Origin of the sequence: Pseudomonas sp. P867 (assembly GCF_019891455.1) — a bacterium.
GTDB lineage: Bacteria > Pseudomonadota > Gammaproteobacteria > Pseudomonadales > Pseudomonadaceae > Aquipseudomonas > Aquipseudomonas synxantha_A.
In genome coordinates, this window is record NZ_JAFLXB010000002.1 from 588,579 (window position 1) to 604,711 (window position 16,133).

At 59.2% G+C, this 16,133-nt stretch carries 14 protein-coding genes; 11 read left to right on the forward strand and 3 right to left on the reverse strand.

Annotation, left to right across the window (positions count from 1 at the left end; translation table 11 throughout):
* Nucleotides 1-63: 63 nt before the first annotated feature.
* Nucleotides 64-2,859, forward strand: coding sequence for a DNA polymerase I (polA, locus tag J1G33_RS06235; protein WP_078822721.1), 2,796 nt, complete (start codon nt 64-66; stop codon nt 2,857-2,859).
* 268 nt (nt 2,860-3,127) lie between these two features.
* Here the strand turns inward: polA and yihA are convergent, their stop codons facing one another.
* On the reverse strand, nt 3,128-3,769 hold the full coding sequence (gene yihA / locus J1G33_RS06240; RefSeq protein WP_005783451.1) for a ribosome biogenesis GTP-binding protein YihA/YsxC: 642 nt from the start codon (nt 3,767-3,769) through the stop codon (nt 3,128-3,130).
* A gap of 192 nt (nt 3,770-3,961) precedes the next feature.
* On the opposite strand from yihA, the gene J1G33_RS06245 reads away from it, so the two are divergent.
* From J1G33_RS06245 to J1G33_RS06270, 6 genes are all read left to right on the forward strand, one after another.
* The gene (locus J1G33_RS06245) at nt 3,962-4,183 is read left to right on the forward strand and encodes a cytochrome (RefSeq protein WP_032878550.1); all 222 of its coding nucleotides are present in this window, start codon (nt 3,962-3,964) and stop codon (nt 4,181-4,183) included.
* A gap of 33 nt (nt 4,184-4,216) precedes the next feature.
* On the forward strand, nt 4,217-4,843 hold the full coding sequence (locus J1G33_RS06250) for a cytochrome c4 (protein WP_032878549.1): 627 nt from the start codon (nt 4,217-4,219) through the stop codon (nt 4,841-4,843).
* Nucleotides 4,844-5,010: 167 nt separating this feature from the next.
* Nucleotides 5,011-5,646, forward strand: coding sequence for a thiol:disulfide interchange protein DsbA (gene dsbA / locus J1G33_RS06255; protein WP_032878548.1), 636 nt, complete (start codon nt 5,011-5,013; stop codon nt 5,644-5,646).
* Nucleotides 5,647-5,656: 10 nt separating this feature from the next.
* The gene (locus J1G33_RS06260; protein ID WP_005783460.1) at nt 5,657-6,535 is read left to right on the forward strand and encodes an endonuclease/exonuclease/phosphatase family protein; all 879 of its coding nucleotides are present in this window, start codon (nt 5,657-5,659) and stop codon (nt 6,533-6,535) included.
* Nucleotides 6,532-8,577, forward strand: a complete 2,046-nt coding sequence (locus J1G33_RS06265) for a GGDEF domain-containing protein (RefSeq protein ID WP_223017815.1) — start codon at nt 6,532-6,534, stop codon at nt 8,575-8,577. The genes J1G33_RS06260 and J1G33_RS06265 overlap by 4 nt, the downstream gene beginning before the upstream one ends.
* Before the next feature lie 88 nt (nt 8,578-8,665).
* A complete protein-coding gene (locus J1G33_RS06270; protein WP_078822724.1) occupies nt 8,666-9,442 on the forward strand; it encodes an N-acetylmuramoyl-L-alanine amidase in 777 nt (258 codons plus the stop codon).
* 65 nt (nt 9,443-9,507) lie between these two features.
* Here the strand turns inward: J1G33_RS06270 and J1G33_RS06275 are convergent, their stop codons facing one another.
* On the reverse strand, nt 9,508-11,295 hold the full coding sequence (locus tag J1G33_RS06275; RefSeq protein WP_078822725.1) for an ATP-binding protein: 1,788 nt from the start codon (nt 11,293-11,295) through the stop codon (nt 9,508-9,510).
* A 10-nt stretch (nt 11,296-11,305) separates the two neighbouring features.
* Entirely contained in the window at nt 11,306-12,652 is a 1,347-nt protein-coding gene (gene algB, locus J1G33_RS06280; RefSeq protein WP_032878543.1) for a sigma-54-dependent response regulator transcription factor AlgB, read from the reverse strand.
* 392 nt (nt 12,653-13,044) lie between these two features.
* On the opposite strand from algB, the gene J1G33_RS06285 reads away from it, so the two are divergent.
* The 4 genes from J1G33_RS06285 (at nt 13,045) to gltP (ending at nt 16,115) form a co-directional block, all read left to right on the forward strand.
* Complete coding sequence (locus J1G33_RS06285) at nt 13,045-13,329, forward strand: hypothetical protein (RefSeq protein ID WP_032881167.1); 285 nt, start codon at nt 13,045-13,047, stop codon at nt 13,327-13,329.
* A 78-nt stretch (nt 13,330-13,407) separates the two neighbouring features.
* Entirely contained in the window at nt 13,408-13,572 is a 165-nt protein-coding gene (locus tag J1G33_RS06290) for a DUF1328 domain-containing protein (protein ID WP_003187386.1), read from the forward strand.
* Between the two features lie 2 nt (nt 13,573-13,574).
* Nucleotides 13,575-14,042, forward strand: coding sequence for an inhibitor of vertebrate lysozyme family protein (locus J1G33_RS06295; RefSeq protein WP_103734068.1), 468 nt, complete (start codon nt 13,575-13,577; stop codon nt 14,040-14,042).
* Nucleotides 14,043-14,783: 741 nt separating this feature from the next.
* Nucleotides 14,784-16,115, forward strand: a complete 1,332-nt coding sequence (gltP, locus tag J1G33_RS06300) for a glutamate/aspartate:proton symporter GltP (RefSeq protein ID WP_005783475.1) — start codon at nt 14,784-14,786, stop codon at nt 16,113-16,115.
* Nucleotides 16,116-16,133: the final 18 nt, after the last annotated feature.

Sequence of the window (16,133 nt, forward strand, 5' to 3'; positions counted from 1 at the left end):
CCCTTTGTTTTCATTGGTCCGGCTATTCTAGCGCCTGACCCGCCGAAAAGGTTGATCCTGCTCATGAGCCAAGCGCCCCTCGTCCTGGTGGACGGTTCTTCTTATCTGTACCGCGCCTTCCACGCGCTGCCACCGCTGACCACCTCCAAAGGCCTGCCGACCGGTGCGGTCAAGGGCGTGTTGAACATGCTCAAAAGCCTGCGCAAGCAGTACCCGGACAGCCCGTTCGCGGTGGTGTTCGACGCCAAGGGTGGGACCTTTCGCGATGAGATGTACGCCGAGTACAAGGCCAACCGCCCGAGTATGCCCGATGACATGCGCCTGCAAATCGAGCCGCTCCATCAAAGCGTGATCGCCCTGGGCTTCCCGTTGCTGTGCGTCGAAGGCGTCGAGGCTGACGACGTGATCGGCACCCTGGCGCGCAGCAGCGCGGCCGCCAGCCGCCCGGTGGTGATTTCGACCGGCGATAAAGACATGGCACAGCTGGTGGACGGGCACATTACCTTGGTCAACACCATGACCGGTAGCTCGATGGACGTTGAGGGCGTAAAGGAGAAATTCGGCGTCGCTCCCGAGCAGATCATCGACTATCTGGCGTTGATGGGCGATTCGTCCGACAACATCCCAGGCGTCCCGGGTATTGGGCCGAAGACCGCCTCGGGCTTGTTGGTGGGAGTGAATGGCGGCCTCAAAGAGCTTTATGAGCAGCTGGATATTGTGCCGACGCTGCCTATCCGCGGGGCCAAAACCCTGCCAGCCAAGCTTGAAGAGCACAAGGAGATGGCATTCCTGTCCTATCAGTTGGCGACGATCAAGATCGATGTGCCACTGGACGTGGGCCTGGATGACCTGCACCTGATCGAGCCGGATCGCGAAAAGCTGCTGGAGCTGTACACGCTGCTTGAGTTCAAGAGCTGGTATGACGAGATCCAGCGCGATGCCAAGCGTGTGGAGCTCAAGTCGGCGAGCGAGGTTGCACCTGCCGCCGAAACGCCGGTCGAGGCCGTTATATCGGTACCGGTAGAGGCGGTTTACACCACCGTCCTGGACCAGGCCACCTTCGACGTGTGGCTGAAAAAACTCAACGATGCGCCGTTGTTTGCCTTTGATACCGAAACCACCGGCATTGACGCTCAACAGGCGCAATTGGTTGGGGTCTCGTTTGCTGTGCAGCCCCATGAAGCCGCCTACATCCCGCTGACCCATTCCTATATCGGCGCGCCGGATCAATTGGATCGGGACACCGTGCTGCTGGCCTTGAAACCGCTGCTGGAAGACCCGACCAAACTCAAGGTTGGCCAGCACGCCAAGTTCGATATGAACATCCTCGCCAACTGCGCCATCGGTGGCGACCCTGCACAGGGCATCACTGTGCGTGGCATCGCCTTCGACACCATGCTCGAATCCTACGTGCTGAACTCCACAGCGACCCGCCATGACATGGACAGCCTGGCGAAGAAGTACCTGGACCACGACACGGTCAGCTTCCAGGACATTGCCGGCAAAGGCGCCAAGCAGCTGACGTTCGACCAGATTGCCCTTGAACAGGCTGGCCCTTACGCAGCCGAAGATGCCGATGTAACCTTGCGCCTGCATCAGGAGCTGCACGCAAAGCTGGCCGCGATCCCGAGCCTGGCCAGTGTGCTGACGGATATCGAGATGCCGTTGGTGCCGGTACTGGCACGTATCGAGCGCCAGGGCGCATTGGTGGACAAGGAGCTGCTGGGCATCCAGAGCATCGAGCTGGGTAACAAGATGGTCGAGCTGGAGCGCCAGGCCTTCGAGATCGCCGGTGAAGAATTCAACCTCGGTTCACCCAAGCAGCTTGGGGCGATTCTCTACGAGAAGCTGGGGATGCCGGTGTTGAAAAAGACCGGCAAGGGGCAGGCTTCCACCGCCGAAGAAGTGCTGGCCAAACTGGCCGAAGATGATTTTCCGTTGCCCAAGGTGCTGATGCAGTACCGCAGCATGAGCAAGCTCAAAAGTACCTACACCGACCGCCTTCCGGAGCAGATCAACCCTCGCACCGGGCGCATTCATACGTCTTACCATCAGGCGGTAGCGGCAACCGGGCGCTTGTCCTCCAGCGACCCGAACCTGCAGAACATCCCGGTGCGCACCGCCGAAGGGCGGCGGATTCGCCAGGCGTTTGTCGCGCCCAAGGGCTACAAGCTGCTGGCGGCGGACTATTCCCAGATTGAGCTGCGGATCATGGCGCACCTGTCCAAGGACGAAGGGCTGATGAACGCCTTCCGAAACGATCTGGACGTGCACACCGCCACGGCTGCCGAGGTATTCAAGGTTGAGCTGGCTGAAGTCACGTCCAACCAGCGCCGCAGTGCCAAAGCAATCAACTTCGGCCTGATCTACGGCATGGGAGCCCAGAAGCTTGGCAAGGACATCGGCGTCGATACCAAGACCGCCAAGGCTTACATCGATGTGTACTTCGCCCGCTATCCAGGTGTTCGCGAATACATGGAGCGCACGCGTGCCCAGGCAGCGGACCAAGGCTATGTGGAAACCTTCTTCGGGCGGCGCCTGTACTTGCCGGATATCAACTCCAACAAGCCTCAGGAGCGCGCTGCGGCAGAGCGCACAGCCATTAACGCGCCCATGCAGGGCACGGCGGCGGATATCATCAAGAAAGCCATGGTGCAGGTGGATAACTGGCTGACCGAGTCGGGCCTGGATGCCAAGGTAATCCTGCAAGTGCACGACGAATTGGTGCTGGAGGTACGTGAGGACCTGGTCCCACAAGTCAGCGAGAAGATTCGCGAACATATGAGTGCTGCAGCCCAGCTGGACGTACCGTTGGTGGTGGATGTGGGCGTGGGCGATAACTGGGACCAAGCGCACTGATTGCAGAGCTGCGCCAACACCGAGGGTGCTGGCGCAGTGCTTTAGAGCGCAAATCGCCGTCAGTTATTTCCAATAGTTTTTTGGAGCTGCCGGAACTTAACCTGTGAACTGCCACTCAGAGTTACTGAATGGGTGGTGAAGCCCTTCAATGCTCCTATGTTGTGTTAAGTGTTGGCAGATATCTGGACCCCGCCCTAGCGGTCCGGAACTTGGACCCCGAACTTCCCTCCCCATACGAAGTCCGGGGTTTTTTTTGCCCGCAGAAAAGTTACTCGGTAGCTTCTGCGCCTTTGTCCGCCAATTCCATCCAGCCGGCCAGCACCGTGTAAGCCTCTTCCAGGCCCATGCGCTTCGGCGCCGAGAACAGCTGGATAGTGATCGTATCGCCCCAGCCTTTACGGATGTCGGACTGCACTTTGAGCAGCGTGTTCTTGGCTGCGCCGTAGGTGAGCTTGTCGGCCTTGGTCAGCAGGATGTGCATCGGCATGCCGCTGGCGACGGCCCAGTCGAGCATCAGCAGGTCGAAGTCAGTCATCGGATGGCGGATGTCCATCATCAGAATCAGACCCTTCAAACTCTCCCGGCCACCCAGGTAAGCCTCAAGGTGACGCTGCCAGTGCAGCTTCAGCGGGATAGGTACTTTTGCATAACCGTAGCCCGGCAGGTCGACCAGACGCCGATCATCGTCTAGCTTGAAGAAATTGAGCAGTTGCGTGCGACCCGGGGTTTTCGAGGTGCGCGCCAGGCTGGCGTGGGTCAGGGTGTTCAGTGCGCTGGATTTGCCAGCGTTGGAGCGGCCGGCAAAGGCGACTTCAAAGCCCTCGTCATCGGGGCATTGGTCCACTTTGGCGGCGCTGAGCATGAACGTGGACTGTTGGCACAGGCCGAGGATGGGATTCTTGAGTTGCATGAGATTTCCGATGTGGGCGGTGCCGAAAAAGGGTGCGGCAAGCGGTGTCGTTTCCGTTTCAGTAGCGCCAGTATATAATGCCGCAGATTTTGTGTGTGCTTTGTCCCAGCGAAGGATGAAGTTCACGGGAGCGAAAGACCTTTATTGCGCATTAGAACGCAAAACGCTCTCAAACCCTGAAAAGGTCGATGTATGGCCTCAATGGTTGCCGCTTTTGGTGTCCTGAACCCGCTTTACGGCGCTCAGGCTACACAGGATCCACAAGCGCTGTACAACCGAGTTTGCGTGGTCATGCTGATGCAGCGCGTGACCCAGGGTTTCAAGGCAATGCCGCCGCGTGGTTTGTGCATGGACTGCAGTACTGAGGATTACCAGGCCGTCATTGAGTTGGCGGTGAGTAAACCCGGTAGATAACTCTTAAACCCTTAGCCGTAGTTGGATTAGCTGATGAACAAACTGATCGTGAGTCTGCTGTTGACCTTGGGCATCACAGGCGCTGCCGTCGCTGCAGAGGGCCCCGTCAAAGGTGATGCCACTGCCGGTCAAGCGAAAGCCGCCGTATGTGGTGCCTGCCACGGGCCGGATGGCAACAGCCCGGCGCCGAACTTCCCCAAACTGGCCGGCCAGGGTGAACGTTACCTGAGCAAGCAGATGCACGACATCAAGGACGGCAAGCGCACAGTGCTGGAAATGACCGGCATGCTGACCAATCTCAACGATCAGGACCTGGCGGACCTCGCGGCGTATTTTGCCAGCCAGAAAGGCAGTGTGGGAGCTGCTGATCCTAAATTGGTCGCTCGCGGAGAAAAGCTGTTCCGTGGCGGTGACCTGGAAAAAGGCTTGCCTGCCTGCACCGGTTGCCACTCGCCAAATGGCGCTGGCATCGCCGCCGCTGGCTTCCCGCACCTGAGTGGCCAGCATGCTACCTATATCGCCAAACAGCTGACCGATTTCCGTAAGGAAGAGGCCGGACGAGCGAATGATGGCGACGCCGCAATCATGCGCACCATCGCTCGCAAGCTGAGTGACGAAGACATTGCAGCCGTCTCCAGTTACATCCAGGGCCTGCATTAAGTTGCACGCAACGTTAACACTCGATTAATCCCGCGATGCAAGCATAAAAGGGTGGCTCAGGCCGCCCTTTTTTGTGGCCGCTGCCGTTACACTAACGAACTCATGCCCGCGTAGACCTGTCACAACAAAGGTCGCGTGAGGCGACTTTATTTGTCCAGGAGTAAAGCATGCGTAATCTGATCCTCAGCGCCGCTCTCGTCACTGCCAGCCTCTTCGGCATGACCGCGCAAGCAGCCGATGTGCCGCTTGAAGCCGGTAAAACCTACGTTGAATTGGCTAACCCTGTACCGGTGTCGGTACCCGGCAAAATCGAAGTGGTGGAGCTGTTCTGGTATGGCTGCCCGCATTGCTACGCTTTTGAGCCGACCATCAACCCATGGGTTGAAAAGCTGCCCAAGGACGTTAACTTCCGTCGCCTTCCCGCCATGTTTGGTGGCCCATGGGATGCCCACGGCCAACTGTTCCTGACGCTCGAAGCCATGGGCGTGGAACACAAAGTACACAACGCTGTTTTCGAAGCGATCCAGAAGCAGGGCAAGCGCCTGACCAAGCCGGACGAAATGGCTGACTTCGTCGCCACCCAGGGCGTGGACAAGGACAAGTTCATGGCCACTTTCAATTCCTTCGCCATCCAGGGCCAGATCAAGCAGGCCAAGGAGCTCGCGCAGAAGTACGGTGTGCAAGGCGTTCCAACCCTGATCGTCAACGGCAAGTATCGTTTCGACCTGGGCACTGCCGGTGGTCCTGAAGCGGTCCTCAATGTTGCCGACCAACTGATCGCTAAAGAACGCGCAGCCAAGTAAGGGGCCCGCCATGCGCCGTTGGGGTACCGAACGCGTCGTTGGCCTGCACGAGCCGCAGGTCAACGAACACCACCTGCAAGCCACGGGCCTGCCGGCAGACAGCCGCTTGCGCCTGCTCAGCTTCAACATTCAGGTGGGCAACAGTACCGAGAAATACCGGCACTACCTCACCCGTGGCTGGCAGCACGTTCTACCGCACAAGGGGCGTACCGGTAACCTGCAGAAGATCGGCGACCTGCTCAGCGACTTCGACCTGGTCGCCTTGCAGGAGGCTGACGGCGGTAGCCTGCGCTCGGGCTACATCAACCAGGTGGAGCATCTTGCCCAGCTCGGCGCGTTTCCGTACTGGTATCAGCAGCTCAACCGCAACCTGGGGCGCCTGGCACAGCACAGTAATGGTGTGCTCAGCCGCTTGAAGCCGACCGCCATCGAGGATCACCCGCTGCCGGGTCCGAAAGGCCGCGGTGCGATCCTCGTGCGTTTCGGTGAAGGTCCTGAAGCCTTGGTGGTGGTGATGATGCACCTGGCACTCGGCGGACGTACCCGCAACCTGCAGCTTGCCTATGTGCGTGACCTGATTGGTAACTACAAGCACCAGGTGTTGATGGGGGACATGAACACCCATGCCAACGACCTGTTGCAGAATTCCCCGCTGCGCGACCTGGGCCTGTTGGCCCCGCAAGTCGAAGCCACATTTCCCAGCTGGCGCCCGCAGCGCTGCCTTGACCACATCCTGCTCAGCCCGAGCCTTACACTGGAAAGTGTGCGAGTGCTGGCGCAGCCCATTTCCGATCACCTGCCCGTCGCGGTAGAGATTCGTCTGCCGGGTTCGCTTACCGCTGATGCATTACCCGCGTTGAGCCCAGGCCCTCGCGGACCTCTTGCATGAGCGACGACGCCCAGCGCTGGAAAGAGAAATACCTCAAGAGCATCGAGCAACAAGACAAGCTCGAACGCCGCTGGGCCGCCCGCCTCGACCTGCTGCGCCGCGGCCTGGTGCGCAGCACGCTGGCGGCTGAAGGGACTGACCGCGCTGTTGATCAATGCATGAAAGAAATGCGTGATGTAGTGCGCACGGACGACATGGACGCAGCCCTCGCAGCGCTGTTGCCGCGCCTGGAAAAGGCTGTGCTGGATTCCGAGCAGCGCCGCGAAACCCGGGTTGACCAGATCAGCACCGCACTCACGGCCCTGGTTGCCCAGCTGCAAAAGCTTGCGTTGCCCCGCGAGGTGGCCCGCCCGCTGAAGGCCTTTGCCAAACAGCTCGATAGCCGCGTCGGCCAGGCGCGGGAGATACCGCTGTTGCTCAGTGAGCTAAGCAGCCTGCAAGGGCAGGCGCTGAATAATCTGGAGCCTGAAAGCGAAGCCTCACGCGCAGGTCCAGGGCTGCTGCAGCGCCTGTTTGGCAGTAAGGAGGCATCGAGTGACGCGCCACAGGTTGACGCTGCGCCACTGCCCGCCGTGCAGTTGGCGTCGTCAAAGCCCGCTGCGCCGCCACCTTCGCCCGAGCCGCAGGAGCCCGTACAGTCCGAAGAGTTGACCCAGGCCTTGCGTGCCTTTGCACCGCAACCACAAACGCCGCTCGCTCCCGCATCGGAACTGGTAGCGCCGGCCCCGGTGGAAGCGGCTCGCGACACCTTCGCATTCGAGGCACCGCCTTCTGCAGCCCCGATTGCTTCACCTGTGCAGGCCCCTGAGCCGCCGATAGAAGAGCCGGCCCCTGAAAGCGCGCTCGCCGCCTTTATTGAAGCGCCGCAGGTTGAAGTCGACGCGCCGGATCAAACCAGCATAGGTAGCCTGTCTCTCCCCCCTGTGCTGGAAGTTCCCGAGCCCGACGAACTGCAGTCCGATGGGATATACGCCCTGCCCGACTCGCCTGAGCCGTCCTACAGCTCGGTGGCCAAGCACATTGAAGATACGTTACTGGGCCTGTTGGAAGATCTGTCCCTGCCTGAACGTCACCGGCCCCAGGCCGAAGCCATGCGCGAGCGGCTTGCCCACGGCTTGAATTGGTACGAGCTGATCCCGATCCTGGATGACCTGGCGGTGCTGATGCTGGCGATCACCGACAGTGGCCAGCATGAGTTCGAGGCTTATCTCAAGCAACTCAACGAGCGCCTTGAGGCATTTCAGGGCCACCTGCAGGTGGCCAGCGAGGGCCATGCCGATAGCAGCCTGGCCGCGCGGGAGCTGGATACGCAGATTCGTGAACAGGTCGACGGGTTGCAAAGCAGCGTGCAGGAAGCCGCCGATCTGAGCAGCCTCAAGCAGGTACTCGAAAGCCATCTCGAAGGCTTGCTCGGGACCATGGACGAGCATCAGCAGCAGCGTGACCAACGTGAGCAGGAAGTGGCGGCGCGCCTAAAAACCCTGGCTGAGCGGGTGGCCAACATGGAGCAGGAAGCCCAGGGCTACCGTGAGCACCTGGAAGTACAGCGCCAGAAGGCCTTGCTCGATCCGCTGACCGGTCTGCCCAACCGGGCAGCGTGGAGCGAACGCCTTGATCACGAGGTCAACGCCTGGCATCAACGCGGCAACAGCCTGTCGCTGGCGATGCTCGACCTGGATCATTTCAAGCGCATCAATGATGGCTACGGTCATCTGGCGGGCGACAAGGTGCTCAAGATCATCGCCAACGTGCTGAGCAAGCGCCTGCGGCCCACCGACTTCATCGCGCGTTTCGGCGGTGAGGAGTTTGTGCTGCTGATGCCCGACTCAGCCTTGGCGGATGCCTTGGCTGTCGCTCAAGTATTGCGCGCGGCCATCGAGGCATGCCCGTTCCACTTCAAGGGCGAGCCGGTGACGATCACGGTGTCCATGGGCGTAGCGCAGTTTCAACCTGGCGAGCGCAGCGACTTGGCCCTCAAGCGAGCCGATGAAGCGCTTTACAGGGCCAAGGCAGCGGGACGCAATCAAGTGCAGGTGGCATAAAAGATGTTCCATTTTGTAATTTGACCGCCGGGCTAATTACGTTACGTTACACTGTTGCATTATCGTCTCTCAGTGTACTGCTCCTGCCATGAAATCCTTGTCTATTGCTTTTGTGTTTCTCCTGCTCGCCGGTTGCGCCAGCGGCCCGCGGCTGAATACCAGCCACCCTTCGGTGAACCACGACAACCGCGTGCAGTTTGTTGTCGTGCATTACACCTCTACCAACCTTGAGCGCTCGCTGGCATTGCTGACCCATGGCCAGGTGAGCAGCCATTACCTGATCGGCGACGACGCCTCAGGCACCATCTACAAGCTGGTGGATGAAAGCCAGCGTGCCTGGCACGCGGGGGAAAGCGAGTGGATGGGGCGCACCTGGCTCAATTCCAGCTCCATCGGCATCGAGATCGTCAACCCTGGGTTCCGTGATACGCCGACAGGGCGTGTGTGGTACCCGTATTCCGAAGCGCAGGTGCAGTCGCTGATCGTGCTGCTCAAGGACATCAGCAAGCGTAACGGTATCGACCCCAAGAACATCATCGGGCATAGCGACATTGCCCCACTGCGCAAGCTGGACCCGGGGCCGCTGTTCCCCTGGAAGCGCTTGGCCGCAGAAGGCTTGGCCGTCTGGCCGGATGCACAGGCCGTGGCCCGATTCCAGGTGCAGTACGGCGCTCAGCTGCCGAGCATCACCTGGTTCCAGGAAGAACTCGCTCGCCTGGGCTATCAGACACCGCAGACCGGGGAGCTGGATGTGGCCACGCGGCATGTGATCGCCGCCTTCCAGATGCGCTTCCGCCCTTCATTGTTTGATGGCACTCCGGATGCTGAAAGTGCTGCGATCCTGCGGGCCTTGAACCAGCGCTGATTGTGTAGATGTAGGAGCGAGCTTGCTGTGGCGAGGGAGCTTGCTCGCCACAGAGCGCTGTTTTTTTACAACGGTAATGCCATATAGAACTGCGTACCCTGCCCTGGTCGTGAATACACGCCCATGCGGCCGCCGTGCAACTGCACGATCTCCTTGCACAGGGCCAGCCCCAGGCCCGCGCCGCCTTTCTTGCGACCCACCTGCACAAAGGGTTCGAAGATTCGCCCTTGCTGGCCATAGGCGATACCTTCGCCGTTGTCTTCAACACTGATAATCACCCGTTCGCCATGACGCCGTGCCTGCAGGCGAATCTGCCCGCCTTCGGCGGTGTGGCGCAACGCGTTGCCGAGCAAATTGTCGAGCACGCGCTCCAGTTGCACCTGGTCGGCATACAGTCGCGGCAACTCCGGCTGGGCTTCCACCAGCAACTCAATGTGCTGCGCATTGGCGGGTTCGGTAAATCGCGCCCGTGCGTGTTCCAGCAGGTCGGTCACATCGCAGGCCCCCAGGGTGAGTTTTTGTAGGCCGTTCTGGTAGCGCGAGAAGTTGAGCAAGTCGTTGATCAACTGCATCAGGCGCTGCATTTCTTCGTTGACCGTATCCAGCAGGTCCGCTTCACGGGAGTCTGCCGGGAACTTCGCTCGCTCGCGAAACAGGCCGAAGGCCATATGCATGCCGGTCACCGGCGTGCGCAGCTCATGAGAGGCGCGCAACACGAACTCGCTACGCACTCGTTCGAAGGCGCGCTGTTCGGTAACGTCATGCAGCACCATCACAGCCCCCAGAATATGACCCTGTGTATGGCTCACAGGGGTCAGGCTGTAGGTCAGCAGGCGCAGTTCGCCCTCGACCTCTACTTCCAGATCATCCGGCGCCCGCTCCAGGTTGCCGCCGCGCAGCACCAGTTGCAGTTGTTCATCCATCTCTGCACGACCCAGGGCTTCGCCCAGGCCCTGACCTAGGCGCTCTTCGTCCCAGCCCAGTTGGCGTTGTGCAACCGGGTTGAGGTGCTCCAGGCAGCCCTGCCGATCAATCATCAGCAGGCCGTCATCAATACTGTCGAGCACGGCTTGCAGGCGCTGTTGGCCGGCCAGCAGTTCATCGACATTGGTGGCCTGATGCTGGCGCAATGCTTCGGCCATGATGCCGAAACGGCGGGTCAGCTGATTCATTTCCGCTGCTGAGGAGATAGGCAGCGTCACTTCAAAATCGCCCTGTCCGATCTTGTCGGCGGCTTTGGCCAGTGCCTCGATCGGTCCGCCAAAACGCCGCGCGATGCCATGGGCCGTGACAAAGCCAATGATCAACACTGCGAGGCCCACCAACCCGAGCAGCCCTGCAATCAATAACGCGCGCTCACGGGACTTGTGCTCGCTGGCGCTGATGTTCTCCAGTGCCTGCTTGTGATCGGCAATCAGTCCGTTGCGCAGTATGTTGAAGGTTTCAGTGATTTTTTCCTTGCTGCCCGGCGGCGGTGTTTCCTGCTGGGATTGGTCGAACGCTTCGAGCAGGTTCTGGTAGTCGGAGCGGGCCTGGCCAAAGCCATGGCTTTTACCGATCGACTGCTCATGGGCAACGCCTTGGTCCAGCAGGTCGAAATAATGCTGCTTGGAGGCCCTCAGGGCCTCAGGGTCGGGTCGTTTCTCCAGCATCATGATCAGCTGGTCGCCCAGGCTCTGACGCAATTTGAGTCCCAGATCCAGGGTGATGAAGTTACTGCGAATCAGCGATTCCTGGGTCTTGGCCATTTGCATGACGCTGACCAGGCCCAGGATCAATCCCAGCAAGGCCACGGTGATCAGCGCTGAAATGCTCAGAAATAACCGAGTGCGCAGTTTCATCGCGAGCTTCATAAGGTCCTGCTCACAGGTTGTACTGTTTGCGTTTGCGGTACAGGGTCGACGCGTCGATGCCGAGGGTGCGGGCTGCTTGATCCAGCGTGTCACTGGTGGCGAGCACGGCGCCGATGTGGGCTTTTTCCAGTTCGTCCAGGCTCAACGCCGCGCCGATACGGGGCGCGTTGTTGGTCGGTTGCTCAGCCATCCCCAAATGGCTGATCTCTACCTTCTCCTGAGGGCAGATGATGCTGGCGCGCTCCACTACGTTACGCAGCTCGCGAATGTTGCCGGGCCAGCGATAGTTGAGCAGCGCTTCACGGGCCTGATCACTGAATCCGCGCGCGGGGCGGGCGTATTCCTTGACGAAGCGTGCCAGGAAGCGGTCAGCCAGGGTAAGGATGTCTTCACTGCGTTCGCGCAGCGGCGGCAGGTGCAGGGTGATGACATTGAGGCGGTACAGCAAGTCTTCCCGGAAGCGGCCGTCGCGCACCATGTCTTCCAGGTTCAGGTTGGTGGCGGCGAGGATGCGCACGTCGGCGCGGCGGGTGACTGGGTCGCCCACACGCTCATATTCCTTATCCTGAATGAAGCGCAGCAGCTTTGGTTGCAACGTGAGGGGAAAATCGCCGATCTCGTCGAGAAACAACGTGCCGCCGTCAGCCTGGTTAACGCGTCCCAAGGTGCTTTCACTGGCGCCGGTGAACGCGCCGCGACTATGGCCGAACAGTTCGCTCTCCATCAGCTCGGCGGTCAGTGACGGGCAGTTGATGGTCACGCAAGACTTCTTGGAGCGTTTGCTCCAGCCGTGAATGGCACGGGCCAGCTCACCTTTACCGGTGCCGGACTCGCCGAGGATCAAGATGTTTGCATCGGTCCCGGCCACTTGGCGCGCAGTTTCCAGTACCACCATCATCGACGGGCTGTGAGAGTCGAGGCCATCCTTGGGCTGGCGCACTGCGCCTTCCAGGGCCTCCAGTCGCGCAGAGAGCTGGCGTACTTCCAGTTGCTTGGCGGTGGCCAGGCGTAATTGGTCCGGACTGCAAGGTTTGACCAGGTAGTCGGCGGCACCGGCCTGGATTGCGTCCACGGCGGTATCCACGGCGGAGTGGGCCGTGACGATCACCACACGCATCCACGGAGCCTGGATACGCATCTGCGCGAGTACATCCAGGCCGTTGTCCTCGCCCAGGCGCAAGTCCAGAAAGCACAGGTCAAACACCTGGCGCTGCATCAGGGCATCGGCCTGGGCGGCGCTGTTGGCGGTGGCAACGGTGTAGCCCTCGTCTTCCAGGCAATAACGGAACGTGCGGAGGATTGCGGATTCGTCATCCACTAAAAGAATGCGGCCTTGAAGCTCCTTGGCTGAATCCATCTGTCCCGCGCTCCTTAACTATTAAATAAGATGGTGTTTAGTCCCGGAATAATCGGGCAAGTTGCATGGTTTATTCTGATTCATAAAAGGCATCTTCGTGTAGGTATCTACACGCCTTCCTACAAAGCGCCGGCTGATAGCCTTTTTGTGCGTTATCGCGACTTCGGCAACTGAGCGTGCGCTTTCGATCCCCTGACCCGACCACTGGCCATCGTGCATTTCGCACGGCATCTAAAGAGGCATCGTGCAGGATGCTGGGTGCAACATCCTTTCATGTCACATAACCTATTGATTTTATTGTGTTTTATTTTGCAATAAAGCTGGCACGCAGTCTGCAATATCCCTCCCAAGAGTGTCATGAACGAATAATCAGAATGCGGGAGAACAGCAGCATGACTCGCCAAAGCCTCAGCCAATTGCGTGTATCGCCGCTGCGTATGCAGCAGGGCCTGTTTGCCAGCCTGGCCTTGATGGTCACGTTGATTGCCGGCCAGCAGATGCAGCACTGGCAGCAGAGTGAGCAGCCAGCCCCGCAATTTGAGCGTCCGGTGATGACCCAGAACCATTTCCGTTCCATTGGCAGCGCCAGCGCTAATGTAACTGCCCCGCAATTGAGCTTGGTCGATCAGGACTCCACCCTGGATGAACTGCCTGCTCAAGAGCGCTGGGTGTTCTAGGCAAGAACAAGTCGCTTGTGTTGAGCGACTGCACGGCACTACCGCTGTTACCCCTATAGAAGCATAAGGAGAATCACCATGTTGAGTTGGGCAATCACATTTCTGATCATCGCCATTGTCGCTGCAGTCCTGGGCTTCGGTGGTATCGCTGGCACCGCCACCGGCATCGCCAAGATCCTGTTTGTCGTCTTCCTGGTGATGTTCATTGCTTCGTTCTTCTTTGGTCGTAAAGGCCGAGGTTGAATATGACCACTCTGCCTTTTAAAGCCATTGCTGCCGCCCTGCTCTTGGGCGGCAGCAGCCTGGCGATGGCCGCCAATGACGGGCAATCCCGGGCGAACGAATTGCTCAATTCGGATCCGCAATACCGTGAAACCTGGCAAGGCGTGGTGAAGAAAGAAGAGCGTCTGCCGGAATGGGTGATGAACCTGTCCGGCACCGCTGAGCAAATGAACGCTGTCGAGGAAGATGGCGACAAGTACTTGGTCGGGCCGCTGTGTGAAACCGCGGATACCTGCCGGAGCAAGCGTTTGATCGTGGCCTTCAGTTTCGATAAGGAAGATGCCTACGCGATGTTGGTGGAAGTCCCAGCCGGTTTGCCGGCCGACAAGTCCCCGACACGGCATGCCGATTACCGTTTCCTCGGTAAGCCGGATGAAGGCATGCAAAAGCTGTTGATGGAACAACTGAAGAAAGATCCGAATTGGTACTAGGTTCCGTCTGAGACGGAGCCAGCGTCCATAGAAAGAAGCCCCTGCGCTTCTTTCTGTTTGCATCACTCGCCAAGGGTGGTGCATGACCAGGGGGCCGGGTTGCTCTGATCGATTAAGATCGGCGTGACCTACGGGCACAGGGAGTGCCTGCGAAAGGGCCGGGTCAGGCGAAAAGCTGCGACGCAAGTTCACAAGTCCTCAAGCTTGCTGAACTTGCGGCGGGCTTATGACTCTCATGCCCGCGCTTGGCTCTCGCTTCATGGCTCTCGCGTTATGCCTCTCATAGTCGCAATTTTGCTTTTTGCCTCTCGCCAACCATTGCCGGGTATGTCGACGCGACCATCTATCGAGAAATTTTCGGACGCGCCATAGGACATTTCTGGTCCTAGGTGGTGGATTTCTCACGCATTTCTGCCAAACGTTGCAAGTCGTTCAGTATCACTGAGCGAGCCTGATTTGGCCGCCTCACGGCATATTCACCCGCCTGAATGGCGTATTCGAACTGACCGTTTGGACAATTATTTTCAAAAAAAGCCATGCCGATTCGGCATAGGGTAGGCGTTTACGGCATTAGACGTCGCTCCCTTGCATGGGAATAGTTGCGCCTTTTTTCGCCTACCAGTAAGCCATTTCGGCCACGCTGCGGTGACCTTCCATGGAGGCTGATGCACACACTTTTTCGCTTTCGAGCGTTGCAGCTGGCGCATTTGCCATAAGTCCACTTGAAGTAAGGGTAATGACATGAAGAAGGCAAAGCTAAGCCTCGCCTGGCAGATCCTCATCGGTTTGGTACTGGGGATCGCAATCGGTGCAGTGCTCAACCATTTCAGTGCTGAAAAGGCCTGGTGGATCAGCAATGTATTGCAGCCGGCAGGCGATATCTTTATCCGCCTGATCAAGATGATCGTGATCCCGATTGTGATTTCCTCGCTGATCGTCGGCATTGCCGGTGTGGGCGACGCGAAAAAGCTCGGTCGCATCGGCGTCAAAACCATCCTTTACTTCGAAGTGGTCACTACCATCGCCATCGTGGTTGGCCTGCTGCTGGCCAACCTGTTCCACCCGGGCGCCGGCATCGACATGAGTACCCTGGGTACCGTCGACATCTCCAAGTACCAGGCCACCGCCGCCGAGGTGCAGCATGAACATGCGTTCATCGAAACCATCCTCAACCTGATCCCATCGAACATCTTCGCGGCGGTTGCCCGTGGTGAAATGCTGCCGATCATCTTCTTCTCGGTGCTGTTCGGCCTGGGCTTGTCGAGCCTCAAGCCTGAGCTGCGCGAGCCGCTGGTGACCATGTTCCAGGGCGTGTCCGAGAGCATGTTCAAAGTCACTCACATGATCATGAAGTACGCCCCTATCGGCGTGTTTGCCCTGATCGCGGTGACCGTCGCCAACTTCGGCTTTGCCTCCCTGCTGCCGCTGGCCAAGCTGGTGATCCTGGTTTACGTCGCCATTCTGTTCTTCGCCTTCGCGGTACTGGGCCTGATCGCCCGTCTGTTTGGCTTCTCGATCCTGAAAGTGATGCGCATCTTCAAGGATGAGCTGGTACTGGCTTACTCCACCGCCAGTTCCGAAACTGTGCTGCCCCGGGTGATCGAGAAGATGGAAGCCTACGGCGCGCCGAAGGCGATCTGCAGCTTCGTGGTGCCGACCGGTTATTCGTTCAACCTCGACGGTTCGACCCTGTACCAGAGCATCGCGGCAATCTTTATTGCCCAGCTGTATGGCATTGACCTGTCGATCGGCCAGCAACTGATGCTGGTTCTGACCCTGATGGTTACCTCCAAAGGTATCGCCGGCGTGCCGGGTGTGTCCTTTGTAGTGTTGCTGGCTACCCTGGGCAGCGTGGGCATCCCGCTGGAAGGCTTGGCGTTTATCGCCGGTGTCGACCGTGTGATGGACATGGCGCGTACCGCACTGAACGTGATCGGCAATGCCTTGGCCGTATTGGTCATCTCCCGTTGGGAAGGCATGTACGATGACGCCAAGGGCGAGCGCTACTGGAACTCCCTGCCGCACTGGCGCAGCAAGGAAGCGTTGCCAGCCGGCGAGACTACTCGCGGCTGATAGCACGATTGCGCTGAC